Annotated in this window: 20 protein-coding genes; 13 read left to right on the top strand and 7 right to left on the bottom strand. The window is 45.7% G+C overall.

Annotated elements, in window-relative coordinates; translation table 11 throughout:
* Window positions 1–32: 32 nt before the first annotated feature.
* Window positions 33–209, bottom strand: a complete 177-nt coding sequence (locus ABMY42_RS09000) for a hypothetical protein (protein WP_199449947.1) — start codon at window positions 207–209, stop codon at window positions 33–35.
* A gap of 312 nt (window positions 210–521) precedes the next feature.
* Here ABMY42_RS09000 and ABMY42_RS08995 point away from each other — a divergent pair, with 312 nt between their 5' ends.
* The 3 genes from ABMY42_RS08995 (at window position 522) to ABMY42_RS08985 (ending at window position 3,153) form a co-directional block, all read left to right on the top strand.
* The gene (locus ABMY42_RS08995) at window positions 522–878 is read left to right on the top strand and encodes a MerR family transcriptional regulator (protein WP_038898134.1); all 357 of its coding nucleotides are present in this window, start codon (window positions 522–524) and stop codon (window positions 876–878) included.
* Window positions 879–936: 58 nt separating this feature from the next.
* Entirely contained in the window at window positions 937–1,320 is a 384-nt protein-coding gene (locus tag ABMY42_RS08990) for a carboxymuconolactone decarboxylase family protein (RefSeq protein WP_009698247.1), read from the top strand.
* 459 nt (window positions 1,321–1,779) lie between these two features.
* The gene (locus ABMY42_RS08985) at window positions 1,780–3,153 is read left to right on the top strand and encodes a carbohydrate porin (RefSeq protein WP_069686966.1); all 1,374 of its coding nucleotides are present in this window, start codon (window positions 1,780–1,782) and stop codon (window positions 3,151–3,153) included.
* A 63-nt stretch (window positions 3,154–3,216) separates the two neighbouring features.
* Here ABMY42_RS08985 and ABMY42_RS08980 read toward each other — a convergent pair whose 3' ends face one another.
* Window positions 3,217–4,203, bottom strand: coding sequence for a LacI family DNA-binding transcriptional regulator (locus ABMY42_RS08980; RefSeq protein WP_349266236.1), 987 nt, complete (start codon window positions 4,201–4,203; stop codon window positions 3,217–3,219).
* A gap of 235 nt (window positions 4,204–4,438) precedes the next feature.
* On the opposite strand from ABMY42_RS08980, the gene ABMY42_RS08975 reads away from it, so the two are divergent.
* The 4 genes from ABMY42_RS08975 to ABMY42_RS08960 all read left to right on the top strand — a co-directional run bounded on the left by ABMY42_RS08975 (window position 4,439) and on the right by ABMY42_RS08960 (window position 8,942).
* Window positions 4,439–5,878: a sucrose-specific PTS transporter subunit IIBC gene (locus ABMY42_RS08975; protein ID WP_005450218.1), complete on the top strand. Its 1,440-nt coding sequence runs from the start codon at window positions 4,439–4,441 to the stop codon at window positions 5,876–5,878.
* Between the two features lie 165 nt (window positions 5,879–6,043).
* On the top strand, window positions 6,044–6,967 hold the full coding sequence (locus tag ABMY42_RS08970) for an aminoimidazole riboside kinase (RefSeq protein ID WP_349266235.1): 924 nt from the start codon (window positions 6,044–6,046) through the stop codon (window positions 6,965–6,967).
* A gap of 31 nt (window positions 6,968–6,998) precedes the next feature.
* Window positions 6,999–8,453: a sucrose-6-phosphate hydrolase gene (locus ABMY42_RS08965; RefSeq protein WP_349266234.1), complete on the top strand. Its 1,455-nt coding sequence runs from the start codon at window positions 6,999–7,001 to the stop codon at window positions 8,451–8,453.
* 153 nt (window positions 8,454–8,606) lie between these two features.
* Complete coding sequence (locus ABMY42_RS08960) at window positions 8,607–8,942, top strand: zinc ribbon domain-containing protein YjdM (RefSeq protein WP_005450215.1); 336 nt, start codon at window positions 8,607–8,609, stop codon at window positions 8,940–8,942.
* An 81-nt stretch (window positions 8,943–9,023) separates the two neighbouring features.
* Here the strand turns inward: ABMY42_RS08960 and ABMY42_RS08955 are convergent, their stop codons facing one another.
* From ABMY42_RS08955 to ABMY42_RS08945, 3 genes are all read right to left on the bottom strand, one after another.
* Window positions 9,024–9,860: an ABC transporter substrate-binding protein gene (locus ABMY42_RS08955; RefSeq protein ID WP_187992393.1), complete on the bottom strand. Its 837-nt coding sequence runs from the start codon at window positions 9,858–9,860 to the stop codon at window positions 9,024–9,026.
* A 93-nt stretch (window positions 9,861–9,953) separates the two neighbouring features.
* Window positions 9,954–12,209: a TonB-dependent hemoglobin/transferrin/lactoferrin family receptor gene (locus ABMY42_RS08950; protein ID WP_349266233.1), complete on the bottom strand. Its 2,256-nt coding sequence runs from the start codon at window positions 12,207–12,209 to the stop codon at window positions 9,954–9,956.
* 201 nt (window positions 12,210–12,410) lie between these two features.
* On the bottom strand, window positions 12,411–13,091 hold the full coding sequence (locus tag ABMY42_RS08945; protein WP_069686969.1) for a Crp/Fnr family transcriptional regulator: 681 nt from the start codon (window positions 13,089–13,091) through the stop codon (window positions 12,411–12,413).
* Between the two features lie 212 nt (window positions 13,092–13,303).
* On the opposite strand from ABMY42_RS08945, the gene ABMY42_RS08940 reads away from it, so the two are divergent.
* Complete coding sequence (locus ABMY42_RS08940; protein ID WP_069686970.1) at window positions 13,304–14,110, top strand: class I SAM-dependent methyltransferase; 807 nt, start codon at window positions 13,304–13,306, stop codon at window positions 14,108–14,110.
* Window positions 14,111–14,113: 3 nt separating this feature from the next.
* Window positions 14,114–14,437, top strand: a complete 324-nt coding sequence (locus ABMY42_RS08935; protein WP_009698239.1) for a cupin domain-containing protein — start codon at window positions 14,114–14,116, stop codon at window positions 14,435–14,437.
* 80 nt (window positions 14,438–14,517) lie between these two features.
* Here ABMY42_RS08935 and ABMY42_RS08930 read toward each other — a convergent pair whose 3' ends face one another.
* Both ABMY42_RS08930 and ABMY42_RS08925 read right to left on the bottom strand, forming a co-directional pair.
* On the bottom strand, window positions 14,518–15,387 hold the full coding sequence (locus tag ABMY42_RS08930) for a nickel transporter (RefSeq protein ID WP_349266232.1): 870 nt from the start codon (window positions 15,385–15,387) through the stop codon (window positions 14,518–14,520).
* The gene (locus tag ABMY42_RS08925; RefSeq protein ID WP_349266231.1) at window positions 15,387–16,052 is read right to left on the bottom strand and encodes a DUF1007 family protein; all 666 of its coding nucleotides are present in this window, start codon (window positions 16,050–16,052) and stop codon (window positions 15,387–15,389) included. The genes ABMY42_RS08930 and ABMY42_RS08925 overlap by 1 nt, the downstream gene beginning before the upstream one ends.
* Before the next feature lie 307 nt (window positions 16,053–16,359).
* On the opposite strand from ABMY42_RS08925, the gene ABMY42_RS08920 reads away from it, so the two are divergent.
* From ABMY42_RS08920 to ABMY42_RS08905, 4 genes are all read left to right on the top strand, one after another.
* On the top strand, window positions 16,360–17,664 hold the full coding sequence (locus ABMY42_RS08920; protein WP_349266230.1) for an MATE family efflux transporter: 1,305 nt from the start codon (window positions 16,360–16,362) through the stop codon (window positions 17,662–17,664).
* A gap of 429 nt (window positions 17,665–18,093) precedes the next feature.
* Window positions 18,094–18,855 (top strand): ATP-binding cassette domain-containing protein, encoded by a 762-nt coding sequence (locus ABMY42_RS08915; RefSeq protein ID WP_079401269.1) that lies wholly within the window; start codon window positions 18,094–18,096, stop codon window positions 18,853–18,855.
* Between the two features lie 20 nt (window positions 18,856–18,875).
* Window positions 18,876–19,724, top strand: coding sequence for a dipeptide/oligopeptide/nickel ABC transporter ATP-binding protein (locus ABMY42_RS08910; RefSeq protein ID WP_213965112.1), 849 nt, complete (start codon window positions 18,876–18,878; stop codon window positions 19,722–19,724).
* Window positions 19,714–21,228: an ABC transporter substrate-binding protein gene (locus ABMY42_RS08905; protein ID WP_171344149.1), complete on the top strand. Its 1,515-nt coding sequence runs from the start codon at window positions 19,714–19,716 to the stop codon at window positions 21,226–21,228. The genes ABMY42_RS08910 and ABMY42_RS08905 overlap by 11 nt, the downstream gene beginning before the upstream one ends.
* Window positions 21,229–21,257 lie beyond the last annotated feature (29 nt).

Genomic DNA, 21,257 nt, shown 5'->3' with positions numbered 1-21,257 from the left:
GGATCGCAATGGTATAAGCCGTATAAGCCAGATTATTCTTTTGGTTTTGAAACGCTTTGCTTCCGGTAGTAGCTGAACGCAATGACGCTCTCTACGGTTAAGATTGAAAACAGCTTCATGTTGTCCGATAGCGGTAGAAGTAGAATACAGACCAGTGCGGTAACGCTAGCGGTCAAACAAATTGATAGCCGATGCTTTTGACGTTCCATGTCGAGTCCTACGGTATGGTTTTCAATGTCTTGTTACTTGGCGTTTTCATCAAGAAGGTTGAGTTTAGGCTACCTAATTTGTTGGATTATCGCTTCTTTCTATATGATTAAAGCTATTGAAAATTTGAGTGCCTTTATAGCACAGGTGCTTTGAAGGGCGAGTTGCCTTGGTTCGTATGTTTCGTTAACGATTTTTGATTTAGAACCACTAGAGCTTCAAATTGTTGCCTCGCCTTCAAACCAAGTCATTCTTGCTGAACCTAGCACTTTGAGATTACTTGGGTATACAGCAATTTAAGTAGGGAAATGAGCATGAACATGAGTGAGTTTTCGAAGCGTGTTGAACTGTCGCCTCATACACTCAGATATTATGAAAAAATTGGTTTATTGAAGAATATTCAAAGATCCCCCAGTGGACATAGGATGTATACCGCCAAAGACTTGTCTTGGATCGAGTTCGTCAAACGTTTGAAAGACACCGCGATGCCGCTTGAAGAGATCCTTAAGTACGCAGATTTACGTGAAGTAGGCGAGAGCACGATTGAAGAGCGTCAGGTATTGCTAGAGAAACATCAAGAAAAACTGACTGAATACCTAGAGTTACAGAAGCAACACCTTGCAGCGCTAGAAGCAAAAATAGATTTGTATAAGCAAGGAAAAGTTCGTTGACTTAGAGTTAACTCTAACTTGTAGAGTGTTCCTAGATTCATACAAAAGGAGCATCAACATGTCATCGTCACGCTTTGATCAAGGATTAAAACTGCTTTCAGACATCGATGGTGAGGCAGGGCATAACGTTATTGATAGTCTGCAAGATATCTGTCCGGACTTAGCCAAGTTCACCATTGAATACCCGTTCGGAGATATTTACTCGCGACCCGCACTGGATATCAAATCGCGTGAAATCGCGACGGTTGCGGCATTAACAGCATTGGGGCACTGTCAGCCGCAGTTAAAAGTACACTTAAATGCAGCATTGAATGTTGGGTGTACAGCAGAAGAGATAAAAGAAGTCTTGCTGCAAATGTCGGTTTATGCAGGGTTTCCTGCGGCATTAAACGGAATGTTTGCGTTCAAGGAGGTCCTCGCTGAACGGAGTGATCTGAATTAATAGGGAGCACGCAGGTCGTAGCATCAAACCGCACTCAAGGTCTTGAAAAGGTAATACAACAAAGCCAGAGCGTCGACTCTGGCTTTTTCTTAACTCATCTCTATTTAATCTACTAAGAAGGCGAGGACAACATGGGATGATCTTCTTATCTCTGCTTGGTCACCGCTATACCAATTCCTCGTTTATATAGCTTCAATCAATGGAATGTGCGCTGGTTAATGATTTTTATGTAAATAATGCCCCTGGACGTGATGCAGCTAACAAAATCATTTTTGTTCGGTAACGTTCCCGAAAAGTTTGTATATTATCGCCCCATTGATACAAGTGGTAGAGACGCTCTGAGTCTGAGCGCTCTGAAATTCAGACTTTAGATGGGTATTTAAAGTCACCATAAGTTTGCAATTTTACTTGGGAACGTTTGCAAATAACCTAAGTATAAATTTACGTGAGACTATGGAAATGAAACTACACACTTTGACGATGGCAGTAGCGCTTGGGCTGGTTACAGCACCTGCATTCGCAGCAACAGATGTTGACGCTCTTGAAAAACGAATTAATGAATTAGAACAGAGACTTGAACAGGCAGAAAAAGTATCCACAGAAGCAAATGAGAAAGCCTCAAGCTTTGAGTTTCATGGCTACGCTCGTTCCGGGCTGCTCATTAATGATGATCTGAATGGTGCAGTGGGTACTGGTCCTTACATGACGGCTGCTGGTGCTATTGGCGCGCCAATTGGACGATTAGGGGTTGAGGATGATCATTATGTGGAAGCAAACCTTATTCACAAACGCTTTGCAGATGATGGTTCCAGCGCATTGTTCCGAATCATGTTGGCAGATAGTACGGAAACCAATAACGAATGGACAGCAAGTGAGAGTCAATTAAACGTTCGTCAGGTATATGCTGAGCTAAACAAGTTGAGCATGTTCTCTGAATCAAGTGCGTTTGCTGACGCAACGTTTTGGGCAGGTAAACGATTTGACCGTGATAACTTTGACATTCACTTCTTTGACTCGGATATCGTTTTCCTATCTGGTACTGGTGCTGGCGTGTATGACGTCCAAATGAGCGATTCGTGGAAAGCAAACTTCTCGATCTATGGTCGTGATTTTGGTGAGATTGATAGCTCGTCAACTGATGTTGAAAACTATATCGCGACAATGAACAACCGTTTTGGTAATTGGCAATTGATGCTGAGCGGCATGACGTCTGCTGATAACAATGATCGCGTAGAAGGTGCAGCAGACAAAGGTTTACATGCGATGTTTGCTTACCATGGCGATAACTTCTTTGGCATGAGTGAAGGCTTCTCTAAAACCGGTATTTTGATGGGTGATGGACTGGGTGCAGAACTTAAAGGCATTGGTTCAAACGGTGATTTGCTAGAAGACGCAAAAGCCGTACGCTTGTTCAGTTATGGTGTAACACGCATCGGCGACAATTGGCGTGTAGCACCTGCGTTGCTAGCAGAACACAGCCAAGATCGCTTTGCTAAAAATGATGAATTTACTTGGGCATCGTTCAACATCCGCTTAGCGCAAGAGTTTACACAAAACTTTGAGATGGTTTATGAAGGCTCATACCAATACATGGACCTAGACAATGCGATTGATAAAGCAAGTGGCAGTTTTTACAAAGCGACAATTGCACCAACGCTTAAGATGTCTACCGCAGCAGGTTTCTTTGACCGTCCAGAGCTACGTTTTGCTGTTAGCTACGTTGATTGGAGCGAAGACTTGAATGGCTACTCGATTAGCCAGGATGCGGGCGCTGCAACGATGGGTGATGGTGGTGAAGTTCTGTTTGCACTGCAAATGGAAACTTGGTTCTAAAGGGAGCTAACCTACAAAGAGTAATAAGAAAAGCGCCAACTGATTTCAGTTGGCGCTTTTTCATTAACAGGACTGACGCTCAATTGTTTTGAAGGTTAGTACCATCTTACTCATTTCAAAACTTCTGTTAGCAATTCTATCTAGTAACAGTTTCGCACCATTTTCCCCTGCTTTATCAAATGCATAGTTAAATGTTGATAAGGTTGGGGTGCACACTGATGCGAGCTCATCATCACCAACTCCTAACACTAAAACGTCTTTACCCGGTGTTAACCCGAGCTCTTGAATCGCTCTCATCGCACCGATAGCAATACGGTCTGTCGCACAGAACAAGCCATCTAGCTTAGGGTTCTTTGTTAAGTGTTGTTTTGCCAATGAATAGCCAGAATCGATTGTAAAGTCACCACGAGCATGGAAGGCGAGCTCAAAACCATGATGTTGTAGCGCTTGAACAAATCCTTCAGAGCGTTGCTTATCTACCGCGATATCGTCACCTTGCACACCAATAAAACCCATGGTTTGGCAACCTTTTGCAACCAGTCTATTTCCCGCTTCAAACCCTACTCGTGCGTCATCATGAATGATGCTTGGAATATTAAACATGGAACCATCTTGACCGACGAGCACAACTGGGACGGCTGAGTTTTGAATTGCTTTTACCAGCTTGGAATCGAGGTGGGTGGCGTAAAGAATGATCCCTTCAACCCGTTTTTGGTTAAAGATCTGAATGTATTCCAGTTCTTTTTCGTGGGCTTGGTGAGTGCTAGCAAGTAAGACATGTTTCCCAGCTTTTTCAAGGACATCGGTTAATCCATCGACACCTTGGGATGTGGCATGAGAGGAAACCCGAGGAACAATGATACCAACCAGATTGGTCTTTTGAGATTTTAGATCTTTAGCGACTTGGTTCGGCACATAGCCACACTCCGCTACTGCTTGGCGGACCTTCTGTTTTGTCGCTTCTTTTACGCCATACTCATCGTTTATAACCCGTGACACTGTTGATTTTGATACGCCAGCCAGACGGGCGACATCATGCAGACTCGCCATTGTTCCTATCCATTCTGTTTTTCGTTTTTGGGATTGTTTGCAAAGAGAAGATGAAAATCTCTTTGATAAGTAGCGATTCTAACCTCCTATACTGCTCTTAGGGAGAGAATTTGACGATCATTCTCACATTCTCTCTGCTTTATCTTTGACCATTTGGTTTTATTGAGCAAAAATCTGTTTTGCAAACGTTCCCGAAAATATCGCAAGCTCAGATAATAATCCAATGGGGTATGAAATGAATTATCCGGCAGTAGCAAAAGAGTTGTTAACTCTATTAGGTGGTAAAAGCAACATCACCGCACTTGCGCATTGTGCGACACGCTTACGCCTTGCCGTTGCAGATGAGCAAAAAATAGATGAACAAGCGATTGATAGCCTTGAAGGGGTAAAAGGGCAGTTCAAAGTTGCGGGTCAGTACCAAATCATTTTTGGATCAGGCATCGTAAACCAAGTTTATGCAGAAATGGCGAAGTTGACGGGGATGAGTGAAATGTCCACCAACGACGTTGCGTCTGCTGGCGCAGAGAAACAAAACATCGTTCAGCGCGCGGTGAAAGGGCTGTCTGATATTTTCGTCCCAATCATTCCAGCAATCGTCGCTGGCGGTTTGTTGATGGGTATCTATAACCTTTTGACTGCTCAAGGCTTGTTTATTGATGGCAAATCTTTGATTGATGCCAACCCAGGACTGACAGACTTGGCGAACATGATCAACACGTTTGCGAACGCTCCGTTTGTTTACCTACCTATTCTGCTGGCATTTTCAGCCAGTAAGAAGTTTGGCGGCAACCCTTATTTAGGGGCGGCGCTAGGTATGTTGATGGTCCACCCAGAATTACTTAACGGGTGGGGCTTCGGGGGGGCTGCGGTATCTGGCAACATTCCGGTTTGGAATATTCTTGGCTTTGAAATTCAAAAAGTGGGCTACCAAGGTTCGGTGTTACCGGTTTTGGTATCGGCATTCATTCTTGCGAAGGTTGAGTTGGGTCTGCGCAAGGTTATTCCTTCTGTTTTAGATAACCTTTTAACGCCGCTACTTGCGATTTTCATCACGGGTTTATTGACGTTTACTGTCGTTGGTCCATTCACGCGAGATATCGGTTTCCTATTGGGTGATGGTCTGAACTGGCTATACAACACAGCTGGCTTTGTTGGTGGTGCGGTATTTGGTCTTATCTATGCTCCGTTTGTTATTACCGGTATGCATCACAGCTTCATTGCGATTGAAACGCAACTTCTTGCGGATATTGCGACGACGGGCGGCACCTTTATCTTTCCTATTGCGGCAATGTCTAACGTTTCTCAAGGTGCTGCAGCGTTGGCAGTGGGCGTGATGAGTAAAGATAAGAAGATGAAAGGTATTGCGATTCCATCGGGTGTCACGGGTTTGCTGGGTATTACAGAACCAGCCATGTTTGGTGTTAACTTAAAACTACGTTACCCATTTATTGCGGCAGTTTGCGCTGCGGCGTTATCAAGTGCGTTCATCACAATGTTTAATGTGAAAGCTCAGGCATTAGGGGCAGCTGGTCTTCCAGGCATCATTTCCATCACGCCGGATAAGATTGGTTACTACATCGCGGGTATGGTGATCGCGTTCTTGACCGCATTTGTTCTCACCATTGTTCTTGGTATGCGTGACCGCGCTAAAGTCGGTAAAAAAGCAACGGCTTAATCTGAACTCCTTAAGGGTGGAGTCCCCCAAAATCCACTTCTTTTCCTAAATGTTTGGGGTGCTAGCCAAGCACTAATGGCTTGGCTAGCCTTTTTCAATTTTTACTTGGTAGTGAAGGTGTTCAACACGTTGGGCTATCAGGGCTTTAATTTTAAGGTAAGCAAGATGAATCAAGTGTGGGTAACTGGTGATGCTGTTGTCGATCTAATACCGGAATCTGAGACTTCTTTACTCAAATGTCCCGGTGGTGCACCAGCGAATGTCGCCGTAGCAATTGCTCGTCTATCTGGTAAGAGTGCGTTTTTTGGACGTGTGGGTGATGACCCATTTGGTCGCTTTATGAAATCAACGCTGGATCAAGAGGGCGTGTGCACGGAGTTTCTCGTTAAAGATCCTGAGCAAAGAACATCAACAGTGGTGGTGGATTTAGACGATCAAGGTGAGCGCAGCTTTACGTTTATGGTAAAACCGAGCGCTGATCAGTTTATGTCTGTTGAAGATATCCCAAACTTTAAGCAAGGTGACTGGCTGCATGTTTGCTCGATTTCACTGGCAAATGAGCCAAGTAGAAGCAGCACATTTGAGGCGATCAAAAGAGCAAAAGCCGCTGGTGGTTTCATTAGCTTTGACCCTAACTTGCGTGATGAAGTGTGGCAAGATCAATCAGAAATCCAAGCTGTCGTAATGAAGGCTGTAGCGATGGCTGATGTGGTTAAGTTCTCTGAAGAAGAGCTTTTGTTCTTAACTGACTCAACATCGATGGCACAAGGTTTACAACAAATAGCCGCTATGAATATTGCTTTGGTCTTGGTGACACAAGGTGCGAAAGGCGTTTGGCGCGTCTTTGAAAGTCAGAGTGAGCTGATCACCGGTCAAGTCGTTAGTCCGATTGATACCACAGGTGCGGGTGATGCTTTTGTCGGAGGGCTACTGGCATGTCTGTCTCAACATGAGGATTGGAAAAATCATCCTGTTGTTAGCTCTGCGATTCAATGGGCAAATGGCTGTGGTGCATTAGCGACGACGCAAAAAGGCGCAATGACCGCGCTTCCAACCCAGACAGAATTGCTGCAATTTATTGGGCAATGATCTTCAGATCCAATTTCAGTTGAGAAAAATTATGAGCTTAGACAACCGTTGGACTGTAGAGCAAAGATATCGCCGACTTGAACAAATCCCTCAGTGTGATATCGAAGAAATGACACTTTTACGTCAGCAAGATAAAGGCTTTCCTAGTTTTCATATCGCCCCTAGATTTGGGCTGTTAAATGACCCAAATGGGTTGTGCTATTTCAATGGTGAGCACCACATCTTTTACCAGTGGACGCCTGTGGGACCAGTCCATGGAATGAAGTATTGGTACCACCTTTCTACTAAAGACTTCATCCATTTTAAAGATCATGGCGTGGGTCTTCATCCTGACCAAGACTACGATTCACATGGTGTCTATTCGGGAGGTGCTTTGGTGGAAAACAACAAGGCTTTACTGTTTTTTACTGGCAACAAGCGTGACCAAAACTGGAATCGAATCCCAACACAGTGTTTTGCCACCATGGATTCAGACGGCAACATTGAAAAGCACGGTGTGGTCATTGAGAACGAACATTACACGGAGCACTTTCGTGATCCAAAAGTTTGGAAGAAAGGCGACGACTATTTGATGGTGGTGGGTGCTCAAACCAAAACTGAACATGGTTCAATGGCGCTCTATCAAAGCAAAGATTTGAAAACGTGGCAGCATAAAGGTCCTATCAAGACCAAGTTTTCTGACCTTGGGTACATGTGGGAGTGTCCTGATTTCTTTGAGATTAATGGTCAATCGGTGATGCTGTTTTCTCCACAGGGCGTGAGCAGTAGTAATCCTTATGATTTTAAAAACATCTATTCTGTCGCGTATATCGTGGGTGATCAGTTGAACCTAGAGTCGATGACTTTAGAAAACCACCAAGATATTTTGCAGCCAGATTATGGGTTTGATTTCTACGCCCCACAAACCTATTTAGATGAGAATGGGCGTCGCATTCTTATTGCATGGATAGGGTTGCCAGAAATCGACACGCCATCGGTCACACACCAGTGGGCAGGAATGCTGTCTCTTCCTAGAGAACTAACGTTGAAAGATGGTTTTCTTGTTCAAACTCCGCTCCCTGAGCTGAAAAGTTTAAGAAAAGAAGAGGTGGTCTTTGCACAATCCCATACACTGGAAAGCACCAGTTGTTTGATCCAATTAGACCTTGTGGGCGATGGCTTTGAACTTGAGCTGAGCAACCTCAAAGGTGACAACATCGTCTTTAGTGCGACAGAGCACGAGTTTGTGCTGGACCGTCATCACATGTCGCACTTGTACGCAGAAGAATTTGGTGGCATTCGAAAAGCACCAAGATTGGACGCTAAGCAGACGATTGAGATGTATATCGACCATTCTGTCATCGAGATTTTCATTAATGGTGGCAAACACACGATGACCAGTCGTTTCTTTATTGACGACCTCAATACGGTAACGTTGAGAGGGTTGGATCAAGCAAGGCTTTTCCCTTTGAAAGGTATTACAGGCTTGTTTGAATCGTCTATGTAGTTCGGCGCATCAAACGGCGTTGTCCTAGGGTAAGAGATGACGCCGTTTTCAATCAGCTTTGTTTTCCGATATATACGATAGTTTGCAAATAGGCTCGATAAGGTGAGCAATTACCATTACCATATTGGCAAATTCATTAGCTCGTGATTATTTATGTCTTTACCTCCTTGCCCAAATTGTAACTCAGAATACGTTTATCCAGATCAAGACCACTTAGTTTGCCCTGAATGCGCACACGAGTGGAACCCGACTCAGGCAGCAGAAGAAGACGCCGTAAACGTGAAAGATGCCAACGGCACTTTGCTGCAGGAAGGTGATAAGGTCACGTTAGCCAAAGATCTAAAAGTAAAAGGCAGCTCATTGGTGCTGAAGATCGGCACTAAAGCTGTGATTCGTCGTATTAAAGACGGCAAAGATCATCAACTAGATTGTAAAGTCGATGGCGCTGGCGAGATGATGGTGACGGCGCAGTTTGTGAAGAAGGCGTAATACCTGCACTTAGATATCGCTTTCAGAAGCAACAAAAACAGCTCATTAGGAGCTGTTTTTTTGTTTTTAAGCAAAGCTTGATTATTGAGGGCAAAACGTTTGATTGAGCTCTTTTGCTACCTCGATACTTGCTAGCCCAAATCCACCCAATAATGCGCCACTTGGTACGACAAGGATATTTTTGTTGATGCCGGCTGGCGTTGATTTTAGAACCGGCAACTTGTCCAGAATCTTATCCGCACTCTGATACATATCCCACGCTCTTTGACTCACTAAAATGTAGTCGGGTTGCATCTCTAACATCGCTTCCATACTGGTTGAGCGATAGCCTTTAAAGTGTGCTTGTGCAGGATTAATCGCCCCTGCGAGAGTAATGATGGTGTCGATTGCCGTATCAGCGCCACCGACGCGTGTTGCTCCAGAGCGGTCAAGCATAAAGAAAATAGCTTTTGGCTTGGTTTGGCATTGTTTGTGTTCTAGTTTCTCAATTTCTGATGTCACGCTTTGTTTTAGCTGCTTGGCTTCAGTAGGATGCCCCATGACTGCTGCCAGAGTGTCTATTCGAGACAGCAGTTGAGGAACGTATTGCCCTGAAGGGATTGTCACCACTTCGACACCACTTTTGGCAATTTGTTTGATGGCAGTTTGTGGTCCCATTTCATCAGTGCCGATCAAGTGGGTTGGGTGCAGTGCCATTACTCCCTCAGCAGAGAGGCGAACATGCAAGCCTAGCTGTGCGATGTCTTCATTGCCTTCAATCAAATGTCTACTGGTAAAATCTGCACCGACTAGCTTGTCTTGCGCGCCTAATGCATAAATGATTTCTGTTACCCCAAAGCCTGCGCTGATCATGCGATCTTCAGCATGCAAGGGCATCGTGACCAAAGAAGCGAGTGCCAAACATAAGAGTTTTTTCATGTATTTCACCTTACATACCATGAACAAATACGGGTATGTTTGATAAATCAAAGCCCCTCCGTAGAAGAAGGGGCTAAATAGTATAAATGTGCTTTAGAAAACGTATTTCGCGTTCACGCCGAAGTTGATACCTGGCGAAGTTAACGAGTCTGAATTTGCAACGGACGTTGGTGTTAACCCTTTCACACGGCTGTAGTTCCAGTATTTCTTATCAAATACGTTAAATACACCACCTCGAATGGTTAGGTTCTTGATTGGTTGCGCATAGGCGGTAACATCAACGATGCCGTAGCCAGGTGCTGACAAGTTATCTTTATTGCTCCAATCGCTGCCATCTTTGCTAGCAACAGCCGTTAAGGTGGTTTCCCAACCGTACAGTGCATTGGCTTGGTCGAAGCCAAGACCCAATACCCCGGTCAGTGGTGCGACACTGTCTATGGCTTTTCCTGAGTCTTTATCCTCACCTTCGGACCATGCACCACTGACACGTAAGTAAGTGCCATTTGGTACAGGTATTAATGCTCCGAGCTGCAGGGCACTTGAGAATTCCACACCGTAGATTTTCGCGTTGTCGATGTTCTCGTTTTTGCTGTACATGTATCGAGTACCTTGGTGCACTTCAGTCCAAGATGTTGAGTTAATGAAGTCACTGTAATCGTTGTAGTACGCTGCTAATTCCCAGTTCAACGCTTGATAGTTCTGGCGAACACCCAGTTCAATAGAATCACTGGATTCGGGCTTCAAATCAGGGTTTGCAAGCACTACAACATGCATTCCAGGGACGGGATTACGCTCAAAGCTGTAGTAAAGCTCTTCTGGTGTTGGTGCTTTAAAACCACGCGCGTATTTAGCGAAGGCGCTGGTGGTATCGGTAAAGTGGAACACGCCCCCCAATTGTCCTGTGATTGCATCTGTATCGAGATCTTTGTATTCACCTAGGTTGCCGTCGATATTACGATGATCTTTAGTTGGTCGGTATTGGAAGGTGTCGTAGCGAAGACCAGTGGTTACAATCAAGCTGTCATTCATCAGATACATTTGATCTTGCGCGAAAAGCCCAGCTTTGCGTACGTCAGTTTTTGGTGGCATTTCAACAACGCCACTGGTGTCTTTCCCTTTATTATCCGTGTCACGAGTTTCGAGCTTGAACTCGCTGTCGATTAAGGTTGCTCCGTAAATAAAGTCGTGATTTGTGTTTCCTAGCACGAACGATTTATCGAGCTGTACATCCAGCTGGAGCGAAGTATCCTTCGCGTTACGCTGTCTGGTTCGATCGGTGCTGGTAAAAGGTGGGAAAGCGCTTGTCAGTGTGTCTTTTGTGGTGTTTTTCGCTTCCGAAATCTGCCAGTTTGCTTGCCAAGTTAAGCGATCAAAAGCGGAGTATTGAGCATTCCAAGTGTGCTCAATGCCAACGCGACCTCTGCGCTGAGTGTCCTCGAAATGATAGTTAGAATATTTATTGAAGCCACTAGAGCTGCCTTCTAGAGAACGACTTTTCCCATCCGAGTCTTGTTCGAAGTACTGCCCAGTAAACACGAAATGATGCTTTTCACTGGCTTGAAGTTCTAACTTAGACAAAATGTTGTTTGATGTGTAGTTCATCGGATCGGCTTTACCGCGACCTTCGCCAGTGATATCAGCCCCATCGCCATGCGTTTCCAGTTCGTCACCATCGCGGTGAGTAAAGATAATCATCCCTTTAAGGTCTTCATTAAACTGGCGAGCCGCGTTTACGGTTGCTTTGTAACTGCCGTCGCGAGATTGATACCCTGCGTCGACACTCGCATGACCTTCTTCGCCTTGGAGGAGATCATCCGCGGATTTTGTTCTCATCAAAACGCTGCCGCCGAGTGCACCACTGCCGTACAAACTTGAAGATGAACCTTTGTTAACTTCAATGGCGGTGAGCGTATCAACTTCGACTTGCCCTTGACCTTTGCCAAGAACATTCATCACAGTTCCGCTGACTCCTGAACCGTAAGCGACGGGTTGTTCTACGCCATCGACTAGAACTTTAACCCGGCTTCCGTCCATTCCTCGGACATTGAAATCTGACGCCCCAAAACGTGAGTTGCCATTCATGCTGACGCCCGGTATGTAACGCAGGCTTTCTTCGATATTGTTTGCCATCTGCTTTTCAATATCTTCTGAGCTGACAACCGCCACACTACCTGCGACGTCAGAAATAGACTGTTCCATACGAGACGCAACGACGACAACGGTTTCCATTTTTTGTGTGTTTGCCGTGGGCTTTTGTTGTTCGGCATCACTAGATGCATAGGTGAGAGGGGCAATAAGCGTTGGCAGCAATAATGTAAAAGGTGCCACCCTTGGCTTTAAAAGAGACATACTGCATTTCCTTAGAAAAATCGCACTAAAAATAAAAGCTCTTAGCGCTTCAAGTGGGAATGGTTATCATTATTATTGCAGTATGATGAACAAGATTTGCTCACCCAGATTTGATCTTTATCAATTAATAATGCATCTCATTTGCATCTTTTGGGTGGTGGTGGAATGTTCAAGTCGGCAAACACCGCTGATGGCTGCCTCTCAATCTCGTTGGAATATTTCTGGTGCTAACTCCACCGCTTCGCACATGGCGGGAATGTCTAGCAGCGTGATATGACTTTCGCACTCAGTAATAAACCCATCGTTTTTCAGTTTTTTGAACGCCCTAGAAAGCGTCTCTGGCGTCATCCCTAGCTGTGTTGCAAGCAGCTTTTTCGTCACGGGTAACGTGATTTTCCCTTCGCTTCTCGATTGAGCACGATAGAAGTCAGCCAGCTTCATCACCAGTCTTTGGTTCGCGTTTACTTGCGTCAAAATGTTCACGGTATCCATCAGCTGGTGGATGCGATTGGTCATGTAGTTCATGACTTTTAATGAAGTCTGCGGAGACTGAGTAAATACCGTTAACACATCTTGGTAGTGGAACACAGATAACTCCGTATCCTGATCGACACGGGCACTCATCGGATAGACTCTTGGGGACATAAACATCGCCATTTCTGCAATCATTTCTCCCGCCATAAACACCCGAAACAGCTTTTCGTCGCCGTTTGGCATCAAACGAAACAGTGAAACTTTTCCTCTCTCTACCAAATACATTTTTTCCGCAGGCTCTCCACGTTCAAACAGTTGACGCCCTGCATCGCAATGCAAAGGCGAGCGTTTTGAGAAGAGTTGTGTTTTTTCTTCTTCGTTCAGGAGCGAAACAATAGAGCCGGGCACGCTGTTTTCCTTAGCTTGATAATTATCAAGCAGCAAATTCGGACTTGGGGGATAAGATACAAATAATAATCATTATTGATTGATGTGCCAACTTATCCAGCCTGAGAAAGGAGAACAGTTATGGACGGTATTAGCCACGTATTTCGATGGGTTGCCTTGTGCGGTCTGGTCGTTCTTTTTGTTCCCGTCGCCATCTTTGCTTAGGAGTCATTATGTCTAAACGATTAGCGATGCCCAATGAAGGGCGAGAAGTGACAAAAACACCGGGACACTGGGTACTCGCTCAACTGGGTAAGAAAGTACTGCGTCCTGGTGGCAAAGAGTTAACACAAAAAATGTTGCAAGGGTTGGCAATTAACTGTGATGACCGCGTTGTCGAATTCGCGCCCGGTATGGGTTACACGGCACGTTTGTGCTTGGAAAAATCCCCTGCAAGCTACACCGCTATCGAACAAAATGAGCAGGCAGCGGAGATTGTTCGCTCTTACTTACACGGTGCAAACCAACGTTGTCATGTCGGGAATGCACAAGAGACAGGGTTAGAGCCAGAATGCGCTTCTGTGGTTTATGGCGAAGCTATGCTGACGATGCAATCCGGTGCGCGTAAAAACGAAATTATTGCTGAGGCTGCTCGAATCCTCGCGACTCATGGTCGTTACGGTATCCATGAACTGTGCATTACGCCAGATACTATCGATGAAGATAAAAAGCGCGCGATTCAAAGAGAAGTTTCCGAGACCATTCAACACCCCGCAAAACCCATCACACCTGCAGAGTGGAAAGCTCTGATGGAAGAGAATGGTTTTGTCGTTGAATTTGAAGCTGTTGTTCCAATGCATTTACTCGAACCAAAACGCGTTATCGCCGATGAAGGCTTGAGTGGGTTCTTAAAAATCGTGAAAAACGTACTGACTAAACCGCAAGCGAGAAAGCGTGTGTTAGGCATGCGAAAGATTTTCCGCAAATACGAAAATAACCTATCTGCGATAACGCTTGTCGCAAGAAAGAAGGAAAGCTAAATCATGTTTGAATACACCTTATATGAAGATCTCGCCAGCGAAGTGGATATCCCCAAAGCAGGTATCACAAGTTGTCCTGTGTACAAAAGTGAGCGTTTGCGAGGTGTTATTTTCGGGTTCGCTGAGGGTGAAGAAATGAGCGAACATACTGCAGCAGTACCAGCGATTGCACAAATACTCGAAGGAGAATGTACGTTCACATTAGAAGAAGAGGCGAAGGAACTAAAAGCTGGCGCTTGGCTACTAATGGACGCGCATTTGCCTCACAGCATTATCGCGAAAACGCCATTGAAGCTGATGCTGTATCTGTTGCGCGAGCCTAAGTAACACGCAGTATTGAAATACAAACCAATGTAAATTCAGCCCCAATCAAGTGTTGGGGCTTTTGCGTTTATTGCTGCCGGTACTTATCTGACGAAGTTCTGCAACCCTGCCACGCTGGCAAAGTTATAGAGAATAAAACCCGATGCCACCATGGTGACTGCCAAAACGAGGTTAAGCGTATCGCTCAAGTTGGCATTAGGTTTGGCGCTGTGGTTTTTCATTTGGCGTTGAATCGTTAAAGCGTTGAACACCAATATCGAGTTGGTCATTGCTGTTCCTAAAGCCATCACGAATGTCGCGATCATCCCCCACATCAAGCTGCCTAGCATGTTAGAGAGAAACAGAACCAGCACCGCGCCAGTACAAGGGCGGAAGCCGATAAGCAGTAGTGCTTTCCATGAAATATTGCCGTTAGACTCTGCGGAATCATCATCTTCTTGAGAGGGTGTTTGTTTGATACGGCGTTTAACCACCGACGCAAATTCTTTCAACGCCAATAAGATAATAAACACCGCACAACCTTGCGTCAGCAGACGAACATTATCGGAAAGGCTGAAAGCAAACTGCTCTGCAATCTTAGCGGTAATCACGAAAAGAATGCACGCGCTTGCGGCTTGCAGGGCGGCAATAATCACGACCAATACAAGCGCTTGTCGACGACGGTAGCCATGAATAAGGCTCATTGATGTCACTGCCGTTTTACCGTGCCCAGGGGCAACTGAATGCAACAAACCATACAGAAAGCTAAAACCCAACAAGTACCAACCGTACAACAGTTGCCCTTGGCTGATGAGCATCAGGTATTCACTGAGCGAGTTTACCGTGTCACGTTGAAGCCGAATCAACTGCATCCAGTAAGCAGGGAAGTGATTCCAAATATGCAGAGTAATGGCTGATAGCATTACGCTAAACACAGCGAACAGAGCGCGCTTGAAGACTGGCGAGTTTCCCATTAGTTCTCCTCCGGCTCACAGGTGAAGAGGGCTTTTTGGGTAAATAGCTGACCGAGTTCGTTATCTGGGTCTGCATCAACAGAGAGTGACATCGCGTAAGTCACTTGCTCAGGCGTTGGGTTTGGTTCAACCACGTCAATATGACAACGATCAGCGTAAGGCTTATTGATGGTGATGGCGTGCTTATGTTCCCAACTCATATCTACGAAGTAGCTTGGATCAAAGATAAGCAGACGCAGATCAGGCGTGTAGATACTGGTGGGTTTAGCGAGTTCAAGATTGAACTTTAATGTTGCTTTTGCGCCATTCATCTCGATAGCCCCTTCTTCCACCATCTTGTAGCGAATCGGTTCATCGTCGGCATAAAAGTAGGTGAAGTAATGGCTTGATAACAGGTTGTAAATCACCTGACTAGAGAGTGTCGAAAGCACTTCATCTCGATTTTCGTCGGTGAGTTTCTCTCCCGCGAGCATGTAAGCCGTGGTCATGGCGTCAAACTCCCAGTTCATTGAGAGCGATTGAATCTTATCTTCTTTGATATTGATTTTGGTTTCCATTGTCACCCAAGAATGAGGATGGGCGTGGACAAAACAAGAAAACAGCAGTGAGAAAGCAGTAAGAGTTAGGCGTAATCTAGAAAGAGAAAACGATCCAAAAATGGACATCCGATTACCTATGATTAAAATGATGCGAAAATTTCCGATTGTTATAACATAACATTAGTGGCATTTGAACATTGTTCATTACTGTTAGTGTGGTTATTTATCGACGATTTATCCGTTTACCTGTTGAGATGCATAGGGTGGCAATAAAGCTGATGGGTTAACTGTTTTATTGATTTTCGTTCTCATTCTTTTTCCCATTTTGTGGTTAACTTGAGCCCATTAAACAAATAGAATGCAGTTCGGTGGCAAGATGACTTAAACCGACTCTTCACGCGTTCTGCACTTTTCTAACCAACTTTTTCAAATCATGAATCTGACTCATAAAGACTATTTTAAAATCGCATTTCCTTTCATCGTTTCTACTGTTACCCAACCATTATTGGGGGCGGTGGACACCGCGGTGATCGGTAAACTTGGTGTGGCTGAGATGATTGGTGGTGTGGCGATCGGCACCGTCATCATGAATACCTTGTATTGGCTGTTTGGCTTTTTCCGCGTCAGTACTACCGGGCAAAGTGCGATCGCATTAGGTAAAAATAGCCCAGAAGATCAAGCGAGCAGCTTATTCCGTCCTTTCGTGCTTTCGCTCTGCCTTGGCTTGATTTTCATTGCGTTGCAGTCCGTGATTTGGATGGGGGCAGAGCTGATTATCTCCCCTGATGCCGTCGTGGCTGAAAACGCTAAGATTTACTTCGATATCATGATCTTTGGTGCGCCATTTGTACTGCTGAACTACACCGTGATTGGGTGGTTGATGGGGCAGGCGAAAGCCAAAGAAACCTTGTTTACGCAAGTGTTTGGTAACGTATTGAACATCGTGCTGGATATCGTCTTTGTGTTGTACTTCGATATGGGCATTGCTGGTGTTGCGGTGGCGACACTTATCGCACAAATCTCGACGTTTGTTATTGGTGCGGTGCTGGTGTTGAAAACCTGTTGTTTCCCGCTGTTTGATTACATTCAAACCGCAAAAATGACGCGTAAAGATCTTAAAGTTATCGCGTCTTCCAATATGGATCTGCTGCTTCGTACTGTGTGTCTATTGGTGTTCTTCAACATGATGGCGCGTGTAGGCTCTCAGCTTGGTTCTGATGTGCTCGCGGCGAACGCAATCTTGATGCAAGTGACCTTCATCGTCAGCTATATGTTCGATGGTGTGGCGAATGCGTCGAGCGTCTTCGCAGGTAAAGCAGTAGGGCAGAAGAATCCGACATTGCTTGATAACGTGATTAAGCTAAACATGCAATGGACCGCGGCGTTCGTTGTTGTATTGACCTTGCTGTTGGTGCTGTTCAAACACCAAGTGGTGACGTTGTTTACCACCTTACCAAACCTTGTTGAGCTGTATTTGGACATGAGCCCTTGGTTATTGGCATTCCCGTTGGTTGCTGGTTTTGGGCTTACGTTTTACGGCATCTTTACTGGCACAGGGACGACGCGACCAGTACGTAACTCTACCTTCCTAACCATGGTGTTGTTCTTAGTGACGCAATTTATTGCGGTGCAATATTGGGGCAATCACGGTTTGTGGCTGGCATTCACTTTGTTCTACGTTGGGCGCTTTGTCTTCTTGTTCCCGTACCTCGATCAAGTAAAACAAAAGTGTCAGTAATTCACGCTGTTATACCCAAGTAACCTCGAGATGCTTAGTTCAGCGAAAATGCCTTGGCTTGCAGACGCGGCGACGATTTGAAGATCTAGTGGCTCTAAATCAATAATCGTCAACAAAGTATGCGGGTCAAGGCAATTCGCCCTTTGGGAGTGAGTCACTGAAGCAACTTCTGCGTCAAACAACTTGGAAAGAGCTCGCTATTCCACTGCGTTGTTTTCCTTGAATTTGAATCAGTGACTCACTCTGAATCCGGCATCTTGAGGTCACTTGGGTATAGATTATTTCGATTTTTTATCGCAAGGGCGGAGCCATCTGCCCTTGCTGATAAAAGCGTGAAAAAGGTGATGAAATAACCCCTCTGAGTTGTTTTCTTGCTCAGACCTGCGTGATACTATCGTTATGTTATATTGTTACATTTAGCTTGATGTCGTGATTTCTCAACCAATACTCTCCGTTAATAATCTCAGCCTTACAGACTCAGAACGCACACTCTTCAAAGACATTTCTTTTGAGCTGTTTCAAGGTGAAGTTCTTGCCATTATGGGACCTTCCGGCATTGGTAAATCCATGTTGTCGAAAGCCGTCGCAGGTTTTTTGCCGTCTGATATTTGGGTAGACGGAAGTATCCAGCTTAACAGCAGCGAAGTCGCACAAACTGCCATGCTGCAACGTAGTCAATCTCAGCGTCCTGCGGTCATTTTCCAAGATGCACTTAAAGCACTGAATCCATTGGCGTCTGTCGAACAACAACTGTGTTTGGCATTGACGGGCAACAAAACGCGCTTGTCTTCAGCAAACCGAGAAACGGTGACGACCTTGTTGTCTCAACTCGGATTTGCAGATCCAAAAGCAGCATTGGCGCAGCATCCAAGTCAGCTATCTGGTGGTCAGCGCCAGCGTATTTGTATTGCCATTGCGTTGCTTGGTAGTGCTAACTTGATCATCGCTGATGAGCCCACCAGTGCGCTCGATCCAATCACCGAAGCGGAGATCCTTGAGTTGTTTCGCAGTAGTGTTCAGCAACGCAACATCAGTGGTTTGTTGATCACGCACGATCTCTCTGCGGCTTTGGCGTGTGACAAAGTCTTGGTGATTGCGGACAACACCATGGTGGCTTATGGCGCACCGTGGCAAGCCATTCAGCAAAGTTCGCATCCTTTCTGCCAACAACTTGCGCAACTGCTGCCTTAACTTCATCTCTGGAGCCTATTTTGACTAAGCACAACTTGAGCGGGCACACGCAGCCTAAATCGGCGGAAGTTCGCTTTGAGCAAGCCAGTGTTCACTATTACTCCAAACCAAGTTGGTTAGGGGGTAAACCGTTTAAAGCGCTCGAGCAATTGGATCTTGCCATCGACACAAAGAACATTGCGATTGTTGGTCCTTCTGGTGCGGGTAAATCGACTTTGATTGAGCTTCTGTTTGGTCTTCGTAAACCCACATCTGGTGAAGTGTATGTGTGTGGTTATCCGCTATCGCGTAGCTCGGCTAAGCAGCGCCAAGAGTTGTGTCAGCACATTCAATTGATTCCGCAAGAGCCGCAATCGAGCTTGAATCCGTATTACACCGTTCGTCAGATCTTACTCGAACCGCTAAGCAATATTGGTTTAACGCAAGAGCTTAACGAGAAGGTGGAAAAGGTCTTGGCGGATGTCGGTTTGGATCTCACATTGTTGGATCGTAACCCGCAGCAATTATCAGTTGGGCAAGCGCAACGTGTGGCTATCGCCAGAGCTTTGATTGTTGAGCCTTGTGTGTTGGTTGCCGATGAGCCAACCAGCAGCCTAGATCCCGTCAGTCGTAAACAGATTCTCGACTTGTTGGCAGGCATTCAAAAGAGTCGTCAGATGCGCCTGATTTTGGTGACACACGACCTCGATGCGGCACAAACCCTATGCGATGAAATCCTAGTGTTAGACAAAGGACGCGTTGTCGAGCACGGCACAGCACAAAACGTGACAACTAACCCATCGCACTTGATCACGAGAGCCTTGATGAGCGCTCAACACAAAAGTAATGAATTCACAAAAACCATTGGAGAGGTTTCTTATGCACCTTAGTACTCCCAAGTTAGCTTTGTCGCTGGCTTTAAGCGCACTGCTGACGGGTTGTTTTGACTCTGGCGAAAGTAAGCCAGAAGCGGAAAAAGCAGCTGCACCACAAGCGACGGAAATTCGCGTAGCCATGATGCAACCACCACGCACAGGTTTGTCGCCACTTTCAGATGACGCGTTCAAACTGTCACGTTGGAGCACAGCAGAAACGCTAGTGAACCTCAACGATCAGTCGGTAGCAGAGCCAATGCTGGCAACAGAGTGGGAACAAGTTGATCCGATGACGTGGCAATTTACGGTACGTAAGGACGTGAAATTCCACGATGGTTCTGACCTTGATGCAAACGCGGTTGTGAACTCTCTACAAAAAGCATTAGATGCCGCACCAAAACCACGCATTTTGGATGGTATCGAATGGCAAGTTCGCGCACTGGACGACTTCACTGTTGAAATCAAAACGACCTTTAACGATCCACTGTTGCCAAGCCGTCTTTCTAGCCCACAGCTAGCGATCCTTTCTGGTGCTGCATATCAAGAAAACGGTCGTGTTGTGCCAATCAATGCGGGTACGGGTCCATTCGTTCTGACAGAAATCAACGGGACAACCAGCGCAAAACTGAAGCGTTTTGACGGTTACTGGGGTGAAAAAGCGAAAGTAGACAGCATTTTTGCGGAATACGTACCAAACGGTTTTGCTCGTGCTGCAGCGCTGCGTACCGGTGAGGCGGATGTAGTTGAAGCGGTTCCTGTTTCGCAAATCGCGATGATGGAATCTTCACAGCTGCACGAAGTTGCAATGCCACGTACCAATACGCTTTACCTAAACAACAAATCAGATGTGTTTAGCCAGTTCGGTTTGCGTAAAGCAGCGGCTCAAGCGGTTAACCGTGAGCAAATCATCAAAACGGTTTACGAGAACCACGCCGATTCAGCGAAAGGTCTGTTAGGTCCAGCATTGGCATGGGCTCAACCAATTCGTGACGCGAACCCTCGTATGGAAACCATGGAAATGCGCCACGCGAACGGTGAGAAGATCACCATCGGTACATTTACCGACCGTGCTGAGTTGCCAGAAGTAGCGGTGCTGCTAAAGCAACAACTTGAAGCGGCTGGCTTTGTGGTTGAACTAGACGTTCGTGAATACGCACAAATCGAAAACGATGCACTAGCAGGTAAGTTCGATGCGTTCTTGTTGTCACGTGCAACAGTGTTGGATTCTGGTGACCCAGTGGCGTACATGCAAAGTGACTTTAGCTGTAAAGGTTCTTACAACCTAGGTCAGTTCTGCTCTGAAGAAGTGGACGCAGCATTGAAACACGCTGACCGCCAACCATTGGGTGAGAAACGCCAACAAGCGATCATCGAAGCAGAAAGCAAAATCCTTGAACAATACGCTGTGATTCCACTGCTTCACGAGCGTGTAATCCAAGGTGAGAGTGATCGTGTGAAGAATGCACAACGTGACCCACGTGAGCGTCGCCTGATCGACCAGTTTACTGAGGTGAACTAACTCGATGTCGTCTGTTGCCAACATGCGCT

It is taken from the genome of Vibrio sp. SSH13-20 (assembly GCF_040104475.1).
Lineage (GTDB): Bacteria > Pseudomonadota > Gammaproteobacteria > Enterobacterales > Vibrionaceae > Vibrio > Vibrio harveyi.
The sequence above is the reverse complement of the archived record's forward strand: the minus strand, read 5'-3'. Positions and strand labels throughout refer to the sequence as shown.

Excerpts from the sequence above, each read along its gene's own strand:
- ABMY42_RS09000 (WP_199449947.1), bottom strand. The coding sequence starts at position 209 with ATGGAACGTCAAAAGCATCGGCTATCAATTTGTTTGACCGCTAGCGTT.
- ABMY42_RS08995 (WP_038898134.1), top strand. The coding sequence starts at position 522 with ATGAACATGAGTGAGTTTTCGAAGCGTGTTGAACTGTCGCCTCATACA.
- ABMY42_RS08990 (WP_009698247.1), top strand. The coding sequence starts at position 937 with ATGTCATCGTCACGCTTTGATCAAGGATTAAAACTGCTTTCAGACATC.
- ABMY42_RS08985 (WP_069686966.1), top strand. The coding sequence starts at position 1,780 with ATGAAACTACACACTTTGACGATGGCAGTAGCGCTTGGGCTGGTTACA.
- ABMY42_RS08980 (WP_349266236.1), bottom strand. The coding sequence starts at position 4,203 with ATGGCGAGTCTGCATGATGTCGCCCGTCTGGCTGGCGTATCAAAATCA.
- ABMY42_RS08975 (WP_005450218.1), top strand. The coding sequence starts at position 4,439 with ATGAATTATCCGGCAGTAGCAAAAGAGTTGTTAACTCTATTAGGTGGT.
- ABMY42_RS08970 (WP_349266235.1), top strand. The coding sequence starts at position 6,044 with ATGAATCAAGTGTGGGTAACTGGTGATGCTGTTGTCGATCTAATACCG.
- ABMY42_RS08965 (WP_349266234.1), top strand. The coding sequence starts at position 6,999 with ATGAGCTTAGACAACCGTTGGACTGTAGAGCAAAGATATCGCCGACTT.
- ABMY42_RS08960 (WP_005450215.1), top strand. The coding sequence starts at position 8,607 with ATGTCTTTACCTCCTTGCCCAAATTGTAACTCAGAATACGTTTATCCA.
- ABMY42_RS08955 (WP_187992393.1), bottom strand. The coding sequence starts at position 9,860 with ATGAAAAAACTCTTATGTTTGGCACTCGCTTCTTTGGTCACGATGCCC.
- ABMY42_RS08950 (WP_349266233.1), bottom strand. The coding sequence starts at position 12,209 with ATGTCTCTTTTAAAGCCAAGGGTGGCACCTTTTACATTATTGCTGCCA.
- ABMY42_RS08940 (WP_069686970.1), top strand. The coding sequence starts at position 13,304 with ATGTCTAAACGATTAGCGATGCCCAATGAAGGGCGAGAAGTGACAAAA.
- ABMY42_RS08935 (WP_009698239.1), top strand. The coding sequence starts at position 14,114 with ATGTTTGAATACACCTTATATGAAGATCTCGCCAGCGAAGTGGATATC.
- ABMY42_RS08930 (WP_349266232.1), bottom strand. The coding sequence starts at position 15,387 with ATGGGAAACTCGCCAGTCTTCAAGCGCGCTCTGTTCGCTGTGTTTAGC.
- ABMY42_RS08925 (WP_349266231.1), bottom strand. The coding sequence starts at position 16,052 with ATGTCCATTTTTGGATCGTTTTCTCTTTCTAGATTACGCCTAACTCTT.
- ABMY42_RS08920 (WP_349266230.1), top strand. The coding sequence starts at position 16,360 with ATGAATCTGACTCATAAAGACTATTTTAAAATCGCATTTCCTTTCATC.
- ABMY42_RS08905 (WP_171344149.1), top strand. The coding sequence starts at position 19,714 with ATGCACCTTAGTACTCCCAAGTTAGCTTTGTCGCTGGCTTTAAGCGCA.